The 22,191-nt window shown below is 50.9% G+C and carries 22 protein-coding genes; 6 read left to right on the top strand and 16 right to left on the bottom strand.

Going from position 1 to position 22,191, the window contains the following annotated elements; all coding sequences use genetic code 11:
• Positions 1-10: 10 nt before the first annotated feature.
• The 4 genes from LPB67_RS14375 to LPB67_RS14360 form a co-directional block, all read right to left on the bottom strand.
• A complete protein-coding gene (locus LPB67_RS14375; protein ID WP_262837968.1) occupies positions 11-601 on the bottom strand; it encodes a LemA family protein in 591 nt (196 codons plus the stop codon).
• A 65-nt stretch (positions 602-666) separates the two neighbouring features.
• Positions 667-1,323, bottom strand: a complete 657-nt coding sequence (locus LPB67_RS14370) for a BON domain-containing protein (protein ID WP_410482744.1) — start codon at positions 1,321-1,323, stop codon at positions 667-669.
• Complete coding sequence (locus LPB67_RS14365; protein WP_262837966.1) at positions 1,310-1,906, bottom strand: phosphoheptose isomerase; 597 nt, start codon at positions 1,904-1,906, stop codon at positions 1,310-1,312. Before LPB67_RS14365 ends, LPB67_RS14370 begins: the two co-directional genes overlap by 14 nt.
• Before the next feature lie 22 nt (positions 1,907-1,928).
• Positions 1,929-2,315, bottom strand: coding sequence for a YraN family protein (locus tag LPB67_RS14360; RefSeq protein WP_262837965.1), 387 nt, complete (start codon positions 2,313-2,315; stop codon positions 1,929-1,931).
• 41 nt (positions 2,316-2,356) lie between these two features.
• Here LPB67_RS14360 and rsmI point away from each other — a divergent pair, with 41 nt between their 5' ends.
• Positions 2,357-3,280: a 16S rRNA (cytidine(1402)-2'-O)-methyltransferase gene (rsmI, locus tag LPB67_RS14355; protein ID WP_262837964.1), complete on the top strand. Its 924-nt coding sequence runs from the start codon at positions 2,357-2,359 to the stop codon at positions 3,278-3,280.
• A 45-nt stretch (positions 3,281-3,325) separates the two neighbouring features.
• Here the strand turns inward: rsmI and LPB67_RS14350 are convergent, their stop codons facing one another.
• From LPB67_RS14350 to LPB67_RS14325, 6 genes are all read right to left on the bottom strand, one after another.
• The gene (locus LPB67_RS14350) at positions 3,326-4,450 is read right to left on the bottom strand and encodes a septal ring lytic transglycosylase RlpA family protein (RefSeq protein ID WP_262837962.1); all 1,125 of its coding nucleotides are present in this window, start codon (positions 4,448-4,450) and stop codon (positions 3,326-3,328) included.
• On the bottom strand, positions 4,447-5,559 hold the full coding sequence (gene rodA, locus LPB67_RS14345) for a rod shape-determining protein RodA (protein WP_262837961.1): 1,113 nt from the start codon (positions 5,557-5,559) through the stop codon (positions 4,447-4,449). The genes LPB67_RS14350 and rodA overlap by 4 nt, the downstream gene beginning before the upstream one ends.
• A 2-nt stretch (positions 5,560-5,561) precedes the next feature.
• Positions 5,562-7,550, bottom strand: a complete 1,989-nt coding sequence (gene mrdA / locus LPB67_RS14340) for a penicillin-binding protein 2 (RefSeq protein ID WP_262837960.1) — start codon at positions 7,548-7,550, stop codon at positions 5,562-5,564.
• Positions 7,551-7,580: 30 nt separating this feature from the next.
• Positions 7,581-8,099, bottom strand: a complete 519-nt coding sequence (gene mreD / locus LPB67_RS14335; protein ID WP_262837959.1) for a rod shape-determining protein MreD — start codon at positions 8,097-8,099, stop codon at positions 7,581-7,583.
• Positions 8,099-9,160, bottom strand: coding sequence for a rod shape-determining protein MreC (gene mreC, locus LPB67_RS14330; RefSeq protein WP_262837958.1), 1,062 nt, complete (start codon positions 9,158-9,160; stop codon positions 8,099-8,101). The genes mreD and mreC overlap by 1 nt, the downstream gene beginning before the upstream one ends.
• A 149-nt stretch (positions 9,161-9,309) precedes the next feature.
• Positions 9,310-10,353 carry a rod shape-determining protein gene (locus LPB67_RS14325; RefSeq protein ID WP_262837957.1) on the bottom strand — a complete coding sequence of 348 codons (1,044 nt, stop codon included), beginning with the start codon at positions 10,351-10,353 and terminating at the stop codon, positions 9,310-9,312.
• Positions 10,354-10,844: 491 nt separating this feature from the next.
• On the opposite strand from LPB67_RS14325, the gene gatC reads away from it, so the two are divergent.
• The 5 genes from gatC (at position 10,845) to pyrE (ending at position 15,441) form a co-directional block, all read left to right on the top strand.
• On the top strand, positions 10,845-11,147 hold the full coding sequence (gatC, locus tag LPB67_RS14320) for an Asp-tRNA(Asn)/Glu-tRNA(Gln) amidotransferase subunit GatC (RefSeq protein ID WP_262837956.1): 303 nt from the start codon (positions 10,845-10,847) through the stop codon (positions 11,145-11,147).
• Between the two features lie 131 nt (positions 11,148-11,278).
• Positions 11,279-12,733, top strand: a complete 1,455-nt coding sequence (gene gatA / locus LPB67_RS14315; protein ID WP_262837955.1) for an Asp-tRNA(Asn)/Glu-tRNA(Gln) amidotransferase subunit GatA — start codon at positions 11,279-11,281, stop codon at positions 12,731-12,733.
• Positions 12,730-13,215 (top strand): hypothetical protein, encoded by a 486-nt coding sequence (locus tag LPB67_RS14310; RefSeq protein WP_262837954.1) that lies wholly within the window; start codon positions 12,730-12,732, stop codon positions 13,213-13,215. The genes gatA and LPB67_RS14310 overlap by 4 nt, the downstream gene beginning before the upstream one ends.
• A 46-nt stretch (positions 13,216-13,261) precedes the next feature.
• Positions 13,262-14,734 carry an Asp-tRNA(Asn)/Glu-tRNA(Gln) amidotransferase subunit GatB gene (gatB, locus tag LPB67_RS14305; RefSeq protein WP_262837953.1) on the top strand — a complete coding sequence of 491 codons (1,473 nt, stop codon included), beginning with the start codon at positions 13,262-13,264 and terminating at the stop codon, positions 14,732-14,734.
• A gap of 35 nt (positions 14,735-14,769) precedes the next feature.
• Positions 14,770-15,441 carry an orotate phosphoribosyltransferase gene (gene pyrE, locus LPB67_RS14300; protein ID WP_262837952.1) on the top strand — a complete coding sequence of 224 codons (672 nt, stop codon included), beginning with the start codon at positions 14,770-14,772 and terminating at the stop codon, positions 15,439-15,441.
• A gap of 123 nt (positions 15,442-15,564) precedes the next feature.
• Here pyrE and LPB67_RS14295 read toward each other — a convergent pair whose 3' ends face one another.
• Genes LPB67_RS14295 through LPB67_RS14270 form a run of 6 tightly spaced genes read right to left on the bottom strand, consistent with a single transcriptional unit; the run spans position 15,565 to position 22,182 of the window.
• Positions 15,565-18,090 carry a secretin N-terminal domain-containing protein gene (locus LPB67_RS14295; RefSeq protein ID WP_262837951.1) on the bottom strand — a complete coding sequence of 842 codons (2,526 nt, stop codon included), beginning with the start codon at positions 18,088-18,090 and terminating at the stop codon, positions 15,565-15,567.
• Complete coding sequence (locus LPB67_RS14290; RefSeq protein ID WP_262837950.1) at positions 18,087-18,641, bottom strand: hypothetical protein; 555 nt, start codon at positions 18,639-18,641, stop codon at positions 18,087-18,089. Before LPB67_RS14290 ends, LPB67_RS14295 begins: the two co-directional genes overlap by 4 nt.
• 6 nt (positions 18,642-18,647) lie before the next feature.
• Entirely contained in the window at positions 18,648-19,295 is a 648-nt protein-coding gene (locus LPB67_RS14285) for a hypothetical protein (RefSeq protein ID WP_262837949.1), read from the bottom strand.
• Between the two features lies 1 nt (position 19,296).
• Positions 19,297-20,529 carry a hypothetical protein gene (locus tag LPB67_RS14280; RefSeq protein WP_262837948.1) on the bottom strand — a complete coding sequence of 411 codons (1,233 nt, stop codon included), beginning with the start codon at positions 20,527-20,529 and terminating at the stop codon, positions 19,297-19,299.
• Positions 20,498-21,526, bottom strand: coding sequence for a hypothetical protein (locus LPB67_RS14275; protein WP_262837947.1), 1,029 nt, complete (start codon positions 21,524-21,526; stop codon positions 20,498-20,500). The genes LPB67_RS14280 and LPB67_RS14275 overlap by 32 nt, the downstream gene beginning before the upstream one ends.
• A complete protein-coding gene (locus LPB67_RS14270; protein ID WP_262837946.1) occupies positions 21,523-22,182 on the bottom strand; it encodes a type II secretion system protein in 660 nt (219 codons plus the stop codon). Before LPB67_RS14270 ends, LPB67_RS14275 begins: the two co-directional genes overlap by 4 nt.
• Positions 22,183-22,191: the final 9 nt, after the last annotated feature.

Below are 22,191 nucleotides of genomic sequence, written 5' to 3'. Positions count from 1 at the left end.
CAGGCAACGGCTAAAACGAGACCTTGACCGCTTTACGCTCTTCCGGTGATTCGGTCGCCTGCAGCAATTCGCCCGGCTTAAAGCCGCACATATTGGCGATCACAGAACCCGGGAATTGCTCTATCGAGGTGTTGTATTGCATGACGCTGTCGTTATAGGCCTGGCGTGAAAAGGCAATTTTGTTTTCTGTGCCGGTCAACTCTTCCGTCAACTGCATCATGTTTTCATTCGCCTTCAGATCGGGATAAGCCTCTGACAAGGCAAACATCTTGCCTAGTGACGCAGTGAGAGTGCCTTCGGCAGCGGCCAGTTGCTGTACTGCCGCGGCATCCGACGGATCGCTGCCGGCCTTGGTATTGGCGGTCACTGCCTGGTTACGGGCAGCGATCACGGCTTCCAGAGTCTCGCGCTCATGCTTCATATAGCCTTTTGCAGTCTCGACCAGATTCGGGATCAGGTCGTAACGGCGCTTCAGTTGCACATCGATTTGCGCGAATGAATTTTTAAAGCGATTCCGCAAGCTCACCAGGCGGTTATATGCGCCGACTGCCCAGAAAGCGACCACTGCGATGATGACCAATAAGACGATAAGTGCTGACATACGTTCTCCCGATAAAAAAGAGAGGCTGAATGATCAGCCTCATGCTTAGCTACTCTGACGACCCTTTATTGCGCTGGCTCTTGCTTCTTCGGTGCAGACTGCATCTCTTTGAGTTCGGTTTCGCTGATATATTCAAATACCTTGACCACCTTGCGTACGCCGCTGACGCCGCGGGCCACCTCGCCGGCCAGATTACCTTCGCGCTGGGTGACGCGGCCCATCAGGTACACCGTACCGGCTTCTGTCACAACCTTGAATGCACTCGCATACAAATCCTTGGTATCGACGAATGAGGCCTTGACCTTGGTCGTAATCAAGGCATCGCTGGAACGCGCCGAATAATTCGATAAGCCGGCGATCTGCAATTCATTCTGAACCGCTTGCACGCCTTCGATGGCACGCATTTCACGTTCGGCATTTTCCCTGGTCTGTTCGTCGGCAACCTCACCGGTCAACAAGGCACGGCGGTTGAAACTGCTGACGTTGATGTGCGCAGCATCGCCAAAGGTACGCGACATGCGGATCTCCCCTTTGAGGGTGATCGACTTATCTTCAGTCTGGGCACCGAAAGTACGTCTGTCGGTAGCGGCAAAGGTACCGACTACCGCACTGCCGACCATCATCTCCACGCAACCCTGCAAACTGGCTGCAGCGCCGCAGCATAAACTGATCGCCAGTAACGGTCGCGCTGATTTCTGGAATAAATTTTTAATCATCTGCATCACCTCCGAATAAAGCGGCATCGATGCCGTCACACAAACAATGTATGGTTAATAAATGCACTTCTTGTATCCTGGCGGTACGGTCATGCGGTACACAGATATGCACGTCGGCATCGGTTAAAATTTTACCGATCCGTCCGCCGCCCTTACCGGTCAGCGCAATCACGCGCATATCGCGCTCTATGGCGGCGTTGACGGCATTGACGATACTCGCTGAATTCCCCGATGTGGATAAAGCCAGCAAAATATCGCCAGCCTGACCGAAAGCCTGTACCTGCTTGGAAAACACTTCCTGAAAGCTGTAATCGTTCGCCACCGCCGTCAGGATCGAAGTGTCGGTAGTCAGTGCCAGTGCGGGCAAAGGCAAGCGTTCCCGTTCAAATCGCCCGACCAGTTCCGCCGCAAAATGCTGGCAATCGGCAGCGGAGCCGCCATTGCCGCAGGCCAATATCTTGTTGCCGTTAGACAGTGCTGCGAACATGAGTTCCACTGCTTGTTCAATAGGACGAGCCAATACACTGGCCGCTTGGATTTTGAGTTCGGCACTCTCTTGGAAGTGCGCAAGGATGCGTTGATTTGTCATGGTGCGCTGATTATAAAGCAGGTTAGGCTACGATCACATTTTTCAGCCAGCGAATCTGAGCGTCGTCAATGGCAACGACGTCAAACCGGCAGGCCGGCTCTGCGGACTGTTGTTGTAAATAGACTTGTGCTGCATGCGTCATACGACGTTGCTTGGCAGGCGTGATGCTGGCGACAGCACCGCCGAATTGCCGGCTACTGCGTTTCCTGACCTCGACAAACACCAGCGTAGCGCGATCCAGCATGATGAGGTCAAGTTCCCCGCCTTTGCAGGAAAAACTCCTTTGCACCAGCGTCAATCCTGCCTTGAGTAAATACGCGAGCGCCTGCTCCTCGCCCTCATCGCCCGTCCGTTGACGGCTGGTCCTGACCGCTGCCAGGCGCTGTGACAACCAACTCTGCTCCGCCATTGTCGTACAATCCTCATTTGATCAAACTCAAGTGATATCGCATGCATCCCTCCGAACCTTATCTGCTAGCCGCCTCGCCCGTGATGGATGCGGTGGCACGTCAGACTTATCCTGTCGGCACATTATATGTAGTTGCCACACCGATAGGAAATGTTTGCGATATTTCGCTCAGGGCTTTGCATTTACTGGGATTGGCAGATGCAATCGCCTGTGAAGATACCCGGAACACCGCGCAACTGCTGAGCCGCTACGGTATCACCAAACCTTTGATCGCTGCCCATCAGCATAATGAGCGCGAAGTGGCAGAAAAAATCCTGGCACGTCTGCAAGCAGGTGAGCGCATCGCGCTGGTTTCGGACGCCGGCACGCCGGGCGTCTCGGATCCGGGCGCGAAGATTGTAGATGCGGTGCGCCTGGGCGGCATGCAAGTCATGCCTTTGCCTGGGGCGTCCGCCGCGATCAGCGCGCTGTCTGCCAGTGGTCTGATCAATGATCAGTTTTATTTCGTCGGTTTTTTACCCGCCAAAGCAGGCCAGCGCGAGAGCAGCTTGCGCACTTTACTCAATGTGCCCGCGACACTGATTTTTTATGAAGCGCCGCATCGCATTACCGATTGCGTGCAGGCCTTGCAAACGGTGTTTCAGGCGGATCGGCAAATCGTGTTCGCGCGCGAGTTGACCAAATTGTTTGAAGAAATTCATCGCTGCACTCTGGCGCAGGCAGCCGCTTGGCTCAGTGCAGATCCGCATCGCGAAAAAGGCGAATACGTTATTTTGCTGGAAGCTGCGCCGCAAGCCAGGGATGACGAACAGGCCGAAGCGCGTCACATGCTGAGTATTTTGCTGGAAGAATGCTCCGTTAAACAGGCTGCGTCGCTGGCGTCCAAAATTACCGGGCAAAAGAAGAACGCCCTATACCAGCTTGCGCTGGAGATGAAGCAGGCCGACGACAGCGCAGACGAATAATTTTGCCGGACAGGATGGGCTGCTTAAGCGACGGTTAGCACTACTTTAGCGTTGCACCACAATCGGCTTGGCAATCCCTAAATCGGCGGTCTGGATAATCGCTGCAGAAGCGTCTGAGCGGTTAGTGAACGGGCCGCTGACCAGGCGATATAAGCTCCCCTGCTGCACAATATCAAAGCCCGGCAAACGGCTCTCCGCCTGCGTCTTCAAGCGTGCCATCACAGCCTCTGCATTCGCGCGTATGGCAAAAGCGCCGAACTGAATATAAAAACCGGCAATGCCAGAATTGTCTGCCGCCCAGCTATTGTTCTTCTCTTTCGCGTCGGACAGCGTGCTATTGACTTTGGCGAATTGTTCCACGGGCTTGCTGCTTTGCTGCGCCAGCAATTGCTCTATGCTGATTTGCACAGCGGATTGCTCACCAGGACTGGCGGAAATTGGCATGGCCGATAGGGATGCAGGAAGGGTTTTGGCGATGAGCGACGGGTTCTGATTTTTTCGGTTTTCGGCCATGCGCTCAATATCTTCCGGCAGTAAACGTTCGACTTCCAGCTGACTGCTACCCTTGCTCAAATAGTCCAGTTTAAGTGCCGCGGTATAAGATAAATCGATGATGCGGTTGGCATGGAACGGACCTCTGTCATTGATCCTGACAATGATCTGCTTGCCATTCGATAAATTCGTCACCCGCGCATAAGAAGGGATAGGCAATATCGGGTGTGCCGCAGTGATCTTATACATATCGTATAACTCACCGGATGAGGTTTTGTGTCCGTGAAATTTTTTGCCGTACCAGCTACCGACGCCACGCTGAATAAACGGCGTCGCCGTATCCGTCAGCGGCGTATACGTTTTGCCGAACACGGCATACGGCTTATTCCCTGAACGCGAATAAGCCTCAACGCTTGGAATCGGTTCAACCGTATTTTCCAATCCCTCTGGCAGAGTGTCGCCTGGCCCATCGTCTTGGTAATAGGCACCCTTACCGGAATTCGCTTTAGGCAGTTGAGGAATGTTGGTCATGCCGCTGGCCGGCTTGTTGGCAGTTGATGTGGACGGCCGCTGCTCATTGACCGGCACTTGTTTAGGCGCGCTGCCACATGCCGCCAGCAGCGTCGCCATTACCAGCAGAAGACTACGACGGATTAGTGGCAAGCGGCGATACCTCATGTTTGCACCAGCTTACGGTTTCTTTGTATGCTCATCAAAATACCTGCCCCCATACCCAAGGTCATCAGCGCGGTTCCGCCATAACTCATAAACGGCAGAGGTACACCGACCACCGGCACAATACCGCTGACCATGCCCATATTGACGAAGGCATAGGTGAAAAACATCATCGTCACGGAACCGGCCATCAGACGGGCAAACAGAGTCGGTGCATTCGCCGCAATCATCAGGCCCCGAATGACCAGCAACAGATACAAAATCACTAAGATGCTGTTACCAATGAAGCCGAATTCCTCGGAGAATACCGCAAAAATAAAATCGGTCGTCCTTTCCGGAATAAATTCCAGGTGGGCTTGCGTACCCTTCAACCATCCCTTGCCGGTGGTGCCGCCAGAGCCGACCGCAATGGTCGCCTGAATGATATGAAAACCCTTACCCAGCGGATCGCGGCTCGGATCGAGCATGGTCAATACCCGATCACGCTGATAGTCATGCAGCATGTAGGGCCAAATCACGGTAGGGATGGTGACCACCGCAAACAAAGCGATAGCAATCAGAATTTTCCAGGATAAACCCGCCAAAAAAATTACCGCAAAACCGGCTGCGACAACCAGCAATGCGGTTCCGAGATCAGGCTGCTTCGCGATCAGGCCGACGGGTATCGCGAGTATCAGGGTCGCGACGATAAAATCCTGAAAACGCAGCGCCCCCTCACGTTTTTGAAAATACCAGGCCAGCATCAATGGCACGGCGATCTTCATCATTTCGGATGGTTGAACCGGAGTGCCGATATTGATCCAGCGGCGCGCCCCTTTTTTCACCATACCGAAAGCGGCAACCGCAATCAGTAAGGCGACGCCGAAGGCGTAAATCGGTATGGCAAAACGCATCAGGGTCTGAGGAGGGATATTCGCGACGATCCACATCACGACAAAACAGATCAGGATATTTCGCAACTGATCTTCTACCCGCCCCGGGAAATCGATGCCGGCAGAATACAGGGTCACGATACCGATCGACATAATCAGAAAAATGATGATCGCCAGCGCCGCATCAAACACCATGAAGCGGGATTTCAGCGATTCCCAGTTAACTCGGTAATTATTCATCGCTAGTCCTTATTCCCTTGAGTCTGTCCGCCAGGCTGCGGGCCGCCCTCCGATTCGGCATCGGCTTTCAGCTCCGATTCGGCACGGGTAGTCAGGGCATCGTCTTTGATCACCGGAGTTTTGTCTTTATCTGCCGGTCGCTTACCGAGCAGATAATAGTCAAGCGCCTTGCGCACGATCGGCGCCGCGGCGGCCGAACCGAATCCACCGTTTTCCACAATCACGGCAATCGCAATGCGCGGCTTGTCGAGCGGTGCAAATGCGATAAATAGCGAGTGATCGCGTTGACGCTCAGAAGTGCGCTTGGCGTCATATTTTTCCCCTTTTTTCAAACCGACCACCTGCGCCGTGCCGGTCTTGCCGCCGGCCTGATAGGCCGCATCATGAAATACCGCATAGCCCGTGCCGCTGGGATCGATCATGACACCGGCCATGGCCTTCTTGATGACATCGATATTTTCCTGCTTCAGCGGAATACGGGCGCTTTCCTTCGCTACCGTCAGGGTTCTGGCATGCGACTGCGGATCCTCTGTCATCTTCACCAGATGCGGCTTCATGACCACCCCATCATTTGCCAGGGTTGCTATGGCGTGCGCCAATTGCAAGGGGGTAAAGGTGTTATAGCCTTGTCCGATTCCGAGAGAAATCGTCTCGCCGGCATACCATTTCTGTTGCGCCGGTTTTTTATACACACTGCGCTTCCAGGCGGTCGATGGCAGCACGCCTTGCTTTTCATGTTCCAGATCGATACCGGTCTTTTGTCCGAAACCAAACGGCGCCATGAAGTCGTGGATAGCATCAACGCCCAGATCATTGGCCAGCATGTAGTAATAGGGATCGCAGGACGCCACAATCGAACGGTACATATCGACATAGCCGTGACCGCCAGGTTTATCGTCATTAAAACGATGCCCGCCGAACATAAAATAACCGATGTCGTTGATACCCTGGCTCGGCGTGCGTTTACCCAATTCGAGCGCCGCCAGCGCCATATACGGTTTGTAGGTCGATCCGGGCGGATAAGCGCCGGTCAGCGGGCGGTTCAGCAAGGGCCGGTCTTCCGAGGTATTCAACTCATTCCAGCTTTGCTGGTCAATCCCCTCAACAAATAAATTCGGATCGTAGGTCGGCTTGGAAACAAACGCCAGCACGTCGCCGGTCGCCGGCTCGATCGCCACCAGAGCGCCGCGACGGTCGCCAAAGGCTTCTTCAATGATTTTTTGCAGCTCGATATCCACCGATAAAATCAGATTCTTACCCGAGGTCGGTGCGGTGCGCGACAAGGTCCGGACCGCACGTCCTCCGGCGGAAACTTCGACCTCTTCAAAGCCGGTCGAGCCATGCAAGAGCTTCTCGTAGCTTTTTTCCAGCCCCTCTTTGCCGATATAGCTGGTGCCGTTGTAATTCGCGCCATCTTCGCTGTCGTCGATGATCTCGGCATCTTTTTGACTGATCCTGCCGATATAGCCAATCACATGCGAAGCCACATCGCCCAGGGGATACTGACGGAACAAGCGGGCCTGGATATCCACGCCGGGAAAGCGAAACCGCTGCGCGGTAAAACGCGCCACTTCTTCGTCCGTGAGTTTGGTGCGGATAGGCAGGCTTTCAAAGCTCTTGGACTCTTCCATCAGCTTACGGAATTGCTTGCGATGCTTGGGTTGAATATCGATCAGCATTGCCAGCTCATCGATGACGATATCCAGGTCTTTGGAAATTTTCGATGGCGTGATTTCCAAAGTATAAGCGGAGAAATTACGCGCCAGGATGGTGCCGTTCCGGTCCAGGATCAAGCCGCGATTGGGAACCACAGGAACGATCGAAATCCGGTTCTCATCGGCTTGCAGCGCATACACGTCATGCTTGACGATTTGCAGCCAGACAAAGCGCGAGATTAAAGCGATGAAGCAGATAAACGCGAAGGCACCGATAAAAAACAGGCGCATTCTGAACAGATAGAGTTCACGTTCGGTATTCTTGAGTTCGGTCATATCTGCTTCTATCCAGGACAAAAGCCTGAATCAAATGGGGCGGGTGTCGTCTTTATCAACCGCACGGCGCTGCGGCGCCAGCAATAGCCAGGTCGCAACCGGCCATAGCAGGGTAGTGACAAAGCTCTCTAAGAAATACAGGATGCCTGGAAACTGCGCATCCGGCGCCACCAGCATGCGCACCACTACCTGGGTGGCTTGCACAAATAAAAACAGGGGCAATACATGCAGAGACTGCGTCAATGGATTAAACCAGAGCACGCGCCGGTGGATGGTGATCGCAAAATACGAGAGCAAGGTGTACGCCAGGGCATTTTCCCCAAGATGGATTGCATCGTGCACATCCATCAGCAAACCCATCGCAAACGCGACGCCGATCCCGACCTTGCGTGGCTGATGGATACTCCAGAACACCAATACCAGGGCGACGAAATCCGGAACCCCGATCCAGGCCCCCCAGGGAAGAAAATTTAAGAAAAAAGCACAGGCCAGACTGAGCGCAATAAAAGCCGAACTCACCGGCAACAGAATATAGTGCGGGCTGTTCATCAGGGCGTCTCCTTACGTGTTTCTTTGCCAGCGTCCTTGGCGGCATCCTTGCTATCTTTGAGCGGCAATTTCGGTATTTCAGCCGCAGTTGATCTTGGACCGTCGACTGGTTTTTGCGCCGTAGCATCCTGCGGCTCGGCCGCCACTTCTCTGGCGGCGTCACGGGTTACCTTGCGATTGATTTTTTCTTTTTTTACGCGGATCTCTTCGGTATCCGGACGAGATAATTTATTGGTCGAAACCAGCAGTATCAATAACTGCCGGTTTTTTTCTATGCCCGCAGATGGAATACAAATAATGCTTTCAAATGGCGTTGCGGCCTTATTCTCGACCTGCGCCACTTTAGCAACGGCCAAGCCGGCCGGATATACGCCATCGATACCTGAGGTGACTAAGACATCGCCTTTCTGGATATCCGCATTGGTCGTCATGCGCATGTCGAGCTGACCGGGCTGACCGCGTCCATATACGACGCTGCGCAAGCCGTTACGGGCAATCTGTACCGGGATCGCCTGATTTTTATCGGTCAGCAAAGTCACCTCTGCCGTCATCGGAAAAACTCGTGTCACTTGCCCCACCACACCGAGATCGTCAATCACCGGCTGACTCAGGGCCACGCCGTGCTGAATACCGCGATCAACGATGATCTTGCGCGTGAACGGATCGCGTGCATCGTAAATGATTTCACTGAGTATGGATTTGACTGGCAAGCGTTCACGGGCATCCAGCATTTTGCGCAAATGTGCGTTCTCGGCGCCGAGCTGTCCGTTTTGCTGCAATGCTTCGGCATTCAGTATTTGTTGACGCTTGAGCGCCGCGTTTTCTTTCTCCAGCGTCGAGGTCGAAGTAAAAAACTCAGCGACCCTGAGCACCGCGTCGCGCGGCATCACGGCAACTGCCTGGACAGGGTACAAAACGGTAGCCAGGACCTGGCGGGCAAATACCAAGGTCTTGAGGCGGGAATCGACGATTAACAGGAAGATGGCCAAAATTGTGAAGAACACCACTTTGGCGCGGGCAGATGCGCCTTGCTTGAACAGAGGTGGTGGGCTGTATTGCATAGATTAAGCAAAACTTCGGCTAAAAACTCATCGATATAACAGCACGGCGAATACTGTCGGCACCGTCATTGCGTGCAATACGCCATGATGGACTGATGGTATTCGCCGCACCGGGAACTGTTTTTTTAAATCGGCCTGCGTTTATATTTTTATTCGTAGGAAAAAATTGAGCCCAATTTATCCATACGCTCCAATGCCATACCGGAGCCGCGCACCACGCATGTCAGCGGATCTTCTGCGACGATTACCGGCAAACCAGTTTCTTCCATCAACAGACGGTCCAGGTCGCGCAGCAGAGCGCCGCCACCGGTCAGCATCATGCCTTTTTCTGCGATATCCGCACCGAGTTCCGGTGGCGTCTGTTCCAGCGCATTCTTCACTGCAGAGACGATGTTATTCAAAGGATCGGTCAGGGCTTCGAGAATCTCGTTGCTTGAAATCGTGAAGGAACGTGGGATGCCTTCGGACAGATTGCGGCCCTTGACTTCCATTTCCTTGACTTCGGAACCGGGGAAAGCCGAGCCGATATTTTTCTTGATCGCTTCCGCCGTTTGCTCGCCGATCAGCATGCCGTAGTTGCGGCGGATGTAATTAACGATGGCTTCATCGAACTTGTCGCCGCCGACGCGTACCGAACCTTTATAGACCATGCCGCCCAAAGAAATAATGCCGACTTCGGTGGTGCCGCCGCCGATATCGACCACCATGGAACCGGTCGCTTCGGACACTGGCAAGCCGGCGCCGATCGCAGCGGCCATCGGCTCCTCGATCAGGTACACCTGGGAAGCGCCGGCACCGAGAGCGGACTCACGAATCGCACGGCGCTCTACCTGGGTGGAACCGCAAGGTACGCAAATGATGATGCGCGGCGACGGTTTGAAGAATTTGGTGTCATGCACCATGCGGATAAATTGCTTGAGCATCTGCTCAGTCACGGTAAAGTCGGCAATCACGCCGTCTTTCATCGGGCGTATCGCCTCGATGTTGCCGGGTACTTTGCCGAGCATCTGCTTGGCTTCTTTACCGACTGCCTGAATGGTTTTTTTACCGTTAGGCCCACCCTCCTGGCGGATCGCTACAACAGAAGGCTCATCCAGCACGATACCTTGGTTGCGCACATAAATCAGGGTGTTCGCGGTACCTAAGTCAATAGCCAGGTCATTAGAAAAATAACTACGAAAAAAACCAAACATGAAAAAATCCTGTGTATTGTGTTGTTGTCATGCGCAATCATGCTGCGCGAATCTGCTTTACCCGCTCTTTACCGCCTACCCAGCGCTTATACTAGCGATGCAACATCAAACATTAAGTTGCATTTAAGTCGCATATAGCACCGGACAAATCATAAGCAAAGAAGCCCTCAAAACCCTCGCAAGCGTTTCAATTCTGGCTGAGAAGCCGCAATATCCAAAATCACCAGATAGGGCAGGCCTCAGAAACGCAATATTGTGCTGCGCAGCAGGTTTTCAGAGCTTCAACAGGCATTAACCCTGCATTCTACCTTATAATCCAAGGAATAATAGGCTATCTGCAACGTCGGTAAAAAACGGTTTTTTACCGACGTTGGCGACCGGTGTTGACAACTTTTACCGGCTTTTAATCTTGTTGCTTTTAGTTTTGCTTTCATTTTGTCATTAGCAGGTTTTTACTTACTTTTCTCACACGCGATTTGCGCGTTTTTGCCATGTCATTAGACCTATCCGACGTAAAACGTATTGCCAATCTGGCACGACTTGAGCTTTCCGAATCTGAAACTGTCAGCACTTTAGACAAGCTGAACGGTATTTTCTCTCTGGTTGAGCAATTGAAAGCCGTCGACACCACCGGCATTACACCCTTGAGCCACCCGATTGCAGCGCTCATGCCTGAATTAGCGCTACGCCTGAGAGAAGACGTCGTCAGCGAAACCAATCATCGTGACGAGTACCAGAAAGTCGCACCGGCGACGCAAGACGGCTTGTATCTGGTACCGAAGGTATTAGAGTAAACGGCCTGGTTTCCGCCTAACGAACTAGCAGATAACAAGCACCCCGTCACTCGTAACACTTGACCGCTTCGTCAAATAGCATCCTCAGAGCTATTGTACGAAATGTCGTCAGACACCACGGATAGTAGAACATGCATAAGCACACTCTCAAACAACTTTCTGCCATGCTGCATAGCAAGCAGGTTTCTGCCACCGAGCTGGCACAACATTATCTGCAGCGCATTCAGGCCAGCGAACTAAATGCGTTTTTGCACGTTGATCCCGCCCTGACCTTGCAACAGGCAGCAGCGGCAGATGCGCGCCTGTCCAATGGTGACGCCACTGTATTGACCGGCATCCCGATTGCGCATAAAGATATTTTTGTGACGCGCGGCTGGCGCTCTACTGCCGGCTCCAACATGCTGGCGAACTACACCAGCCCTTTTGATGCGACGGTGGTCGAGCATTTCAAGCAAGCTGGCATGGTCACATTAGGCAAACTCAATTGCGACGAATTCGCGATGGGTTCCAGTAACGAAAATTCAGCTTTTGGCGCCGTCAAAAATCCCTGGGATCTGCGTGCGGTGCCTGGCGGTTCATCGGGCGGTTCAGCCGCCGCGATCGCGGCACGTCTGGCACCCGCAGCGACTGCAACGGATACGGGCGGATCGATACGTCAACCCGCATCCTTTTGCGGCGTCACCGGCATCAAGCCAACGTATGGCAGCGTATCGCGCTACGGCATGATCGCTTTTGCCTCATCGTTAGATCAGGGCGGCCCGATTGCACAAAGCGCAGAAGATTGCGGCCTGCTGTTAAACGCCATGACAGGGTTTGACGCCAGGGACTCGACCAGTCTGGAAAGAGCCAAAGAAGATTTCAACCGCGACCTGAACAAAGACCTGAAAGGCTTGCGCATCGGCGTGCCGCGCGAGTTTTTCAGCGACGGACTCGCTAAGGATGTCGAACAGGCGGTACGTGCTGCGCTGGCTGAATATGAAAAACTTGGCGCGGTGCTGGTCGATATTTCGCTGCCAAAAACCGAGTTGTCGATTCCCGTATACTACGTCATCGCACCGGCCGAAGCCTCATCGAATCTGAGTCGTTTTGACGGCGTCCGTTATGGTCATCGCGCAGCGAATTACAAAGACCTGAACGACATGTATAAAAAGTCGCGCGCCGAAGGCTTTGGCGACGAAGTCAAACGCCGCATCCTGGTTGGCGCCTATGTACTATCGCATGGCTATTACGATGCTTATTATTTGCAAGCGCAAAAAATCCGTCGCCTGATCGCACAAGATTTCCAGGCTGCGTTTGAAAAATGCGATGTGATCATGGGGCCTGTTGCGCCAACCGTTGCCTGGGATCTGGGTGCCAAAACCGATGATCCTGTCGCCAATTATCTGGCCGATATTTTCACCTTGTCGACCAGCCTGGCAGGCTTGCCCGGAATGTCGATTCCTTGCGGTTTTGGACAAGGCGAAAAGAATGCGCAGCGCCCGGTCGGCCTGCAATTGATCGGCAATTATTTTGCAGAAGCGAAATTGCTGAACGTCGCTCATCAATTCCAGCAGGCGACCGACTGGCATAGTAAAACGCCGGCATGAAGCGACTCTGCGCACTCTCGCTGCTATTGCTAAGTTCGCTTGGCCTGGCGCAGTCATCGACCGATGTCCTGAATGCAAAGTTCTCTTGCAACCTGGTGCGTCAGGAAGGCGGCGATGGAGAACGCCTGAATTATGCAGACCAGGGCGTGATTCAGTTGCGAGGCAATGTGATCAAAAACCTGCAATGGGAATCGAGTTTATTCCGCAGCACCAATGGTCACGAATGCAGTATCGATAGCAGCGACGAACCGCAAGCAGAGTTGACGCCGAAAGGCTGGCGCATCAGCCTCAAAAATGCAGCAGAGGCGCGCAGCAGACGTGGTTACGATTTCGAGCGCGGACTCAATTGCAGTATCCGCTTGGAACGCAGCGGCGATGAGCTGGCGATCAGGCCAAGTTGCCCTGCCCTGTGCGGCTCGCGCCTCAACTTTACAACGCTGACAGTCAACCTGAAAAACGGTCAATGTCAGTATGATGAATAAACAATAGATCTCGCATCTATTCGTACACGAAGGAAAAGGACACATCATGCAATGGGAAGTCGTCATCGGTTTTGAGACACATGCGCAACTCAAAACACAATCAAAAATTTTCAGCGGCTCCTCGATCCAATTTGGCGCGGAGCCAAATACCCAAGCCAGCCCGGTAGATCTGGCCTTGCCTGGCGTGCTGCCGGTGATGAATAAAGTTGCGGTCGAAAAAGCGATTCAATTCGGCCTGGCGGTTGGGGCAACCATCGCACCGGAATCGATTTTTGCGCGTAAAAACTATTTCTATCCCGACCTGCCAAAAGGCTATCAGATCAGCCAATTCGAAATCCCGGTCGTGCAGGGCGGCAGCGTTACCTGCGTAGTCGAAAAAGACGGCAAGTCTGAAGTCAAAGTGATTGAGCTGACGCGCGCGCACCTGGAAGAAGATGCGGGCAAATCGCTGCATGAAGACTATCAAGGCATGACAGGCATCGACCTGAATCGCGCCGGCACGCCGCTGCTGGAAATCGTGACCGAGCCTTGCATGCGCAGCGCGGCAGAAGCGGTCGCCTACGCCAAGGCCTTGCATTCACTGGTGGTCTGGCTCGATATCTGTGACGGCAATATGCAAGAAGGCTCCTTCCGTTGCGATGCCAACGTCTCGGTGCGCCCGGTCGGGCAAAAAGAATTTGGCACACGTGCTGAAATCAAAAACCTGAACTCATTTCGCTTCCTCGAAGAAGCGATCAATATCGAAGTCCGCCGCCAGATTGAATTGATTGAAGATGGCGGTACCGTCGTGCAAGAAACGCGTCTATACGATCCGGACCGCAAAGAAACGCGCTCCATGCGCAGCAAAGAAGATTCGCAAGACTACCGCTATTTCCCCGACCCGGATTTGCCGCCATTGAAGATTGATGCCGCATGGATAGAGCGCGTCAAAGCAACGATGCCGGAACTGCCGGCCGCAATGCGCGTACGCTTCATCGAGCAATACGGCATCTCCGAATACGACGCCATGATCGTGACGCAAACGAAAGCCACCGCAGCTTATTTTGAAGCCGCCATCAACGCTTCCGCTCATGGCGACAAAGCGACGCAAGCCAAACAAGTCGCCAACTGGATCATGGGCGACGTCTCTTCCACATTGAATCGCGAAGGCATGGATATCAGCGCCATACCGGTCAGCGCAGCGCAATTGGCGGTGTTGTTGCAACGTATTGCGGACGGTACGATTTCTAACAAGATTGCCAAGGAAGTTTTCGCGGCGATGTGGCAAACCCCAGGTACAGAGAGCGACCTGGCCGATCAGGTGATCGAAGCCAAAGGTCTGAAACAAATCTCCGATGTCGGCGCACTGGAAAAAATCATCGACGAAGTCATGGCAGCGAATCAGCAATCAGTGGACGAATATCGCGCCGGCAAAGAAAAAGCATTTAACTCGCTGGTCGGCCAGGCGATGAAAGCGACCAAAGGCAAAGGCAATCCGGCCCAAGTGAATGAATTGTTGAAGAAAAAATTGGCGGGCTGACTCGATTCACGGCTTAAATAAATATAGAGGTTACAGTGGCAAATCTAAGACAAGAATTCATTGCGTTCTCAGTGAATGCGGGAGTCATCAAATTCGGCAGCTTTATCACAAAAGCGGGTCGCAACTCGCCTTACTTTTTTAATGCCGGCCTGTTCAACGATGGCGCAAATCTGGGCAAGCTTGCTGCCTTCTATGCAGATACCTTGATCAACTCAGGCATAGAGTTCAATATGCTGTTTGGCCCGGCATACAAAGGCATTACCCTGGCTTCCGCCACGGCAGTCGCGCTGGCCGCAAGGGGACGCAATGTCCCCTTCGCTTACAACAGGAAAGAAGCCAAGGATCATGGCGAAGGCGGCACCATTGTCGGTGCCAAGTTAGAAGGCAAGGTAGTGATCATCGATGACGTTATTTCTGCCGGCACCTCGGTGCGCGAATCGGTTGATATGATCCGCGCTGCCGGTGCCACGCCGTGTGCCGTATTGATCGCATTGGATCGCATGGAGCACTCAGGAAAAGATGACGCTTTATCAGAGCATTCTGCCGTTCAGGAAGTGAGCCAATCATACGGTATACCTGTGGTCTCGATCGGCAACCTGAATGACTTGTTTGATTACCTGTCCTCTGCAGGCGCCGATACGCCTCTGGCTGAGCATCAAACGGCAGTTGCTGCTTATCGTTCGAAGTATGGTGCCGTATCAAACTAGACGTAATTAAATCAGCTTAAGTTGACGCAAATTTTGCAATTCACTCGGACGTAGTGCCGCACAAATATAAAATCAAGTCGTATTAAAACAAAAAAGGTTTGCTGACCAAGCAAACCTTTTTAATTATCGCTTCTCTACAGCTCGCCGTAATTCTTCCAATAAATCCGTATTTTCAACTGGCTTGGTTCCCGGTAATACCGGAGCGGTTTTCGCGCCTGCAGTATTCCCCTTAGTCTTTTTGTTGTCGCCTGCTTTACCGGTAGAGGATGGAGTTGATGTAGATTCCGTCACTGGCTTGCTCATGATCACTTCAGACGGCATTAACGACTCTTTACTGTTCAATGATTCTGCGGTGCTGGCCTTTAATGGAGTTTGACCTTCATTACGCTCACCCGGTGCAAGGTCTTCACTCATCGTCTCTTTGGAAACAGGTTCAGCAGGCGATTGACTGACGCTTTCTTTCGGATTTGCAGCGGGGGCATCTACTTTGACAGGAGCGACTACTGAAGGAGGCATGCGCTTCAAAGCTCTAAGATCGGTGCGTTCCTTCAAGTCCTTAGCCCAGTCACCAAGTGAACTCTGAAAAGCATTACTGATGGATTCAGCCTCAAAGTCGTCATTGATAATGTAAGGTGTAATCAGAATAATCAGCTCTTTTTTGTTTTTGTTGGTGGTTTCTGTTTTGAACAAACTGCCAATGCCTGGGATATCCTTCAATAGAGGAACGCCTGCATCGGATGAACTATTATCATTGGAAATTAAACCTGCCAGCATGACTGTACTACCGTCCCGCAAAGTCAATTTTGTATCAACTTTGCGTGTACCAATAGTCGGTGATGTGATTGCGCCGCTGCTCAAAGATTTGACATTGCTCACTTCCTGAGAAATATCGAGATCGATCCTGTTGCCAGAGTTGATGACGGGTCTCACCTTCAAAATCATACCGGCTGTACGATATTGAATGGTGTTAGTAGTAGTACTGCCAGAAATAAATCCTGGCGTAGTTGTCGTACTCGTCAGAATTGGTACTTCGTCAGCAACTTGGATTGTCGCAGTCTCGCCATTGCGCGCCATCAACTTAGGGCTAGACAGAATTTGCGCATCGTTTTTAGAAGCGAGGGCAGAAATATCTGCACGTAATAGACCAGCAGAATTCAAAAAACTAAATGTTAAGCCGCCGGAGCTAGATCCAGCATTCGATGAAGTAACGGTACCAGGACTGCCGCCAGCGGATGCACTTCCCGCAGTTTTAGAATTACGGAAATTCCAATCAACACCAAAAGTGTTAGCAGTCCCAACAGTGACTTCGGCGACCATCACATCGATCAAGGCTGATTTTGTTGGTTTATCCAACTCTGCAAGTAACGCCATCCAATTGCGATATTCATCAGGCCCCCCGCCTTGGATAATTAAACTATTCGTCGCATTATTAACTACTATTTTCGAACCGCCTTTAGAGGTAGCAACCGCTGGTACAGGAGAACTTTGACCTGGTACGGATGCAGGAGTCATTGAAGCATTCGTACTACCACCAATTAAATCAGAAAGCGTTTTCGCTAAAGCTTGTGCATCAGCGTATTTAACGGGATACGTAAAAAATGTGCCTCCGGCCTGACTATTCGAGGGCTTATCTAAGTCTCTAGCCCAGGTTAATGTGTGGTTCAAAACTTTTTCAGAGGATGCGAAAACAATTACGCTATTTAATGGGGCAATTGGCAAAATCAGTATTGGAGAACCAGATACCAGGGAAGTACTGGCTGCATAACCTTCGGCGGATAGGACTTCAACAAGTCGCTTACTAAATTCGTCAGCAGTCCAAAAAACCGGACTAATGCGCTTAGCGCGCTGACCACGCATAAGCGGCTGATCAAAGACCTGAATAACTTCCATTACCGCAGAAATATCCTCTGACTGACCGCTAAGGAGCACCGCATTTCTTGCTAAATCGTCTTGCATTTGGATTTTGGTGCCAAACATCGTTTTTAAGAAATTATTGAAATCCGTCACTCGAACCGATTCTAATTCAACGTAGTAAAAAATCGGGCGCAAGCTTTGCGGTGTATCAGGTTGAGCACGGCCACGTCGAATAGCCGGGGAATAACTACTGGTGGCGGTATCAGGCACCATACGTATTACGCCACCAAAATCTTGCACTGCAATACCGTAACTCTTTAAAAGCATTCGAGCCAAATTTGCCATTTGACTTGCGGATTGAGGTTTTGGTGTATGAAAAGTAATCAGGTCGGTTCGCGCAGCAACCGCACCATCCATCGAGTAATTCGTTTTCAATACGCTACCGTAAACCGCTTGAATAAACGTTGGTAACGGCATTTGATCAAATGACACCGTCAAATCGGAGCGCTCGCCAGCAGATGTGGCGACTGGCTGACCTTGATTGCTATCGGTATTGCCAGAATTAATAACTGGCAATTTAGGTGTATCTGATTCGCTATATTTGCGCTGCAATTGTTGCTCGCCCAACAAGGAGACATTACCTGTTTGTTGACTCCGTTCAAATTCAATTTTTTTAGGAACGACCAATTTTGTGTCGGCACAACCGTTCACGGCAAGCAAGACCACCACTCCAGATAATGAAACAATATGGTTAATCAAGATTTTGCCGCTTCGTTGGAATGAGGATATTTTCATTGCTTACGTAAATTCAGTTTCATAGATTGCCCATTCAAAGAGATTTTTAAATGGTCTTGTGCGATTTCAATAATTTTGGCTCCGCCCGGTAATTTGTCACCAATTTTTTTCGCTTCAGTCGCTGGCTGATTTTCGAAAAGTAGCAGTACACTCTTTTCAACTCCAACTGAGGTAACACCAACAATTCTCCAGCGAGGCGGAGTAAGTGGATCTTTTCTCGGAGGAAGAGGCTGCCTCACCGCGATCTCCCAAATTCTAAGCGCAGTTAAATCTACTATGTCTTTAGGTGCATCTTTTGGATCTTTGTTCAATCGTATTTCGGAATTCGATTTATCTGACTTAATCGATACATCTTTTTCGAGAGGAACTATAGGTAATGCAAATACCAAATCCGACTGGGGGAGTTTTTCTGCGTTCTCGCGCTGCATTTCATTTAAGGATTCAATCACGGCATATCGTCCCAAAAAGATACTTGCCCCGCAACACACTAAAACAAAAACTATTGCACCCCATTGTCGACGAGAAAGTTTATTTAAATTTAACATATTCATAGGTAATTACAGCGCCTTTGCTGTCGGCTTATTTGCTGTATTTTCTTTATCCAATCCATTACCTTTGTGCCAGTAGCAACGAATACCAATTTCAAGTTGAGTACCGCGTACCACCACACGCTCAATCACAGTAAACCGCTGCACCTCTTCCAAACTTCTCAACAGCTTGGTAAATGGAGCTGGATCAAATCGTCCAGTAACGGTCAATTTAATTACTTGCACGCCAGACGGTAACACATCAAGCTTGCTTTTATCGCTACCGGATTGATTACTTGTCTGAGCTCCATAATGACCATAGGCCGCATCGGTCTTCTCCCCACCCTCTGCATCAGTCGCAGTCACTGCTATATTTACAATCCCGGCATCTTTGGCTAAATCTCGTACATCGCTTAATAGGCGAGCTTTAGCAAATGTCGAGGATTTCTCAACAGGTAAATAAGTCATCCAAGCGCTTTGCACTTTTTGAACAGCAAGTAAATTAGCTGCCCAATGATTGTTTTTTAGCAGACTCTCTTGGCGCAGCAATAACTGCCTTTGACTTTCTAGCTGTTTTTGTTGAGCAACATTCACGTCATACAGTTCTGCCAACCCATAGGCAACCAGTATTAATAGCACCATGCCCACCAGTTGCCAAAAACGCTCGCCTGTCTTCATTTCACTCGCCCTTTTCTCTCTTGCCGCTCCGGTTAATCAAAGAAGGCTGATCAACTTTTGCAGAATCTGCAGGTTTCTGTAATTGCCCTAAGACACGCAACTCCCCCGTTGGCTTCCCAAAACGCTGTATTTTCGCGGATATTCTCATTACACGGGCGTCACTATCAGGCAACAATCGCAGATTACTCAATTTCGGAACTGCCTCCAAATCCTGGGTAAGCGATGCAATATTCAATTCCGTATTCACCGGCACAAGCATTAAGCGAATCTCACCGTCAAGATATTCAAACTCACGTAAAGCAGCCTCTTGCTGCTGCAATACTGACTGCAGACCTTTTAGCAACTCCTGAATGCTATCTTCGTTGCGCAAAGAGACTAATTTATTGACCCACTGTTGCCGTAAAAGCGCCTGGCTACGCATTTCGTTTAAAGGATCGACTCTTATCGATAACGATGCTATTTTCTTTTCTGTTTCGACTTGCAAAGATTGCAAAGTCCACCATTGAGTAGTCAGATAGGCTGCGAACCCTGCCAATAATCCTCCCGCCACCGCAAGTAACATATCCATTCGAAAATCTTTAAGCACATGCCACCACTGGACACCGAGCAGATTACGTCCCCATGGTTCACTCAATCGGGCATGCTCAACTGGAGGGATGCTTTCAACAGGTGTCACGTAAGACGGCATCATTTCAGACCAAGAGGCGACCTGAGACCGGGCTCCCGTTCCCGCAGCAGACGTCGGCCGCCATGCTTGCCACGCATCCGCATTTATGCGGTCGGGCCACCATGCGCTGTCAATCAAAAGACCGTTATGCCACAACTGGGCCTCAATACCTTGCTGGCATTGATAAAGTACAGTTCCCTCCTGGCGCTTTGGAAAACAGACACTCTCAGGGGCTAACTGAAGCGTCGCAAAGTCCAAGCCGTGCTTTGCGCATAATTCGCGAACCCTGCGGTTCTCCCAAAACCAAAGGTGAACCCAATCGCCGGAACGGCAAGCATAGACACCACAATCTGCGAAAGGGGCTAAACGATTTAAGTGCAATCGCACTAACGCCGCAGTTTTATGATGCGGAACTCCTTTTGCTTGTATTGACGTCGTAACGCACCAGGCACGAGGCAATATCCATAAAGGTTTGATCCAACCTGTACTTGCGGTCAGCCTCTCGATGCGACTATCGCCCTCGGCCCCCGCAATATCAGAAAGGTAAAATCGGTTGCGTAATTGCATTCTTGTCCGTTTCAGAAATTTGGTCGATCTTTGGCCATTCGGCACGACCAGCCGGCATAATAACCGATGCCAGAGGCAATCGGCGCGGTGAAGATATTTCCCAGGGCAATCCCTCCGCATTAGATCGCAGTTTCAATTCATAGCGAAATACCCAGGACATATCTGGCATTGAATGCGTTACTCTGAAGGTACGAGCCGGGAAACGTCCATCAGGTAGGCCTAAAAAATTATTAGCCTGATTACTTTGTTGCAAAGCATTAATAGTAGTTGACCCACCGGATGCACGCTCCCTTCCTACCATTGCAACTTGTTCGGAAGTCAGGCCATATGCAGCCAAAGCCTTTGGTGTTGCGGTACCAGGATTAAAATTACTATCCCCTGCTACTGTCACGTCTTCAGAGCAGCGCTGTGAATTCCATTTTTCCTGCAACTTTTGCCATCCATATACCCGCCAGATTTCAGGTTCAGCCACTAAAGGTGCGCCGCGTGGTGGCGACATACCTGCCATGGAATATTCAAATTCTTTAGCCCCGTTTAAACGCTTTAATTTTCCGGGCTCAGCATAATCCTCCAAAGCATCCATTAACGCATCTGCTTGAGATTCATCCGCTCCACAAACGATAAGAAAACGCGCCAGTAAAGCACGTTTTGGGTGGTTTAAGCTCAGCATTCCACGCACATCCTGTAATTGAATAGTGCTGCGATCTATGCCTGCATATCCGCGACCATCAACCCGTAAATATTGTCCAGACAACCCAAAGCCACTTTCAGTTGCTTTTGTGGTTGATAGCCAATACAACGCCTCGCTACGACTAGATAAAAATACTTGCTCGGCATCAGCACGCTGCTTCAATTTAGCCTGACGCTCCGCTAAAATCTGATTTGACTGGCTAATCATCGCCGCCAAAATTGTTAAACCAGCTAACAACCAGAGCACTGCCGCCAAGGCAAAGCCATTGGTCGCTTTATTAGGTCGGGAAGAAAACACTAGCTTCATTTCACATCTACACCAAACAACTTACCCATATCGCTTTTGGTATTAGGCTCTACTTTACGTACGCCATCATAAACGGCAATCATCTGCACCAAGCGCTCACCGGAACTCGCACGAATAACAACACCTCTTGGCATGACATCAACAACTGTACCCATAGGAGGCCATATCGACTCCGTGCTGCCATCCACCATCAAATATTCAAATTGAATTGGCATGTCCCAAGAGCCTGCTACGAACGGTTTTGCATCACCAGCGGTGACCAATAACTCCGTCTTCCCCTGATTTTTAGTTTCCAATTTAACTTTGAATTGTTGCACAGTTCCCCAATCACTTTGAGGCAATGACAACGAATACGCCTCAAAACCCATAGCGTCTCCTTGGAACGGCTTTTCTACATTTTCGAGTACGACAAGATTGCCAACCAAATCCTTTAATGAATGTAAGCGAATCCATTGAGGTTGAAATTGACCATTTACATTCTCAGCAATTCGCACTACTTGCGCGACTTGAAAAAAAGCGCCTGACATGATGGTTACCACAAATCCAAGAATGACCAAGCTGACAAGCAACTCAATCAGCGTCAATCCAGTCTGGTGCATGCCTGGAGCTTTATTTGGTGTCGATAATTTGCATTTGAATGCAATTCTCTGATTCATTCGTGACAT

The organism is Undibacterium sp. Jales W-56 (assembly GCF_025548535.1).
GTDB lineage: Bacteria > Pseudomonadota > Gammaproteobacteria > Burkholderiales > Burkholderiaceae_D > Undibacterium.
This window is presented reverse-complemented; position numbering and strand designations above follow the sequence as displayed.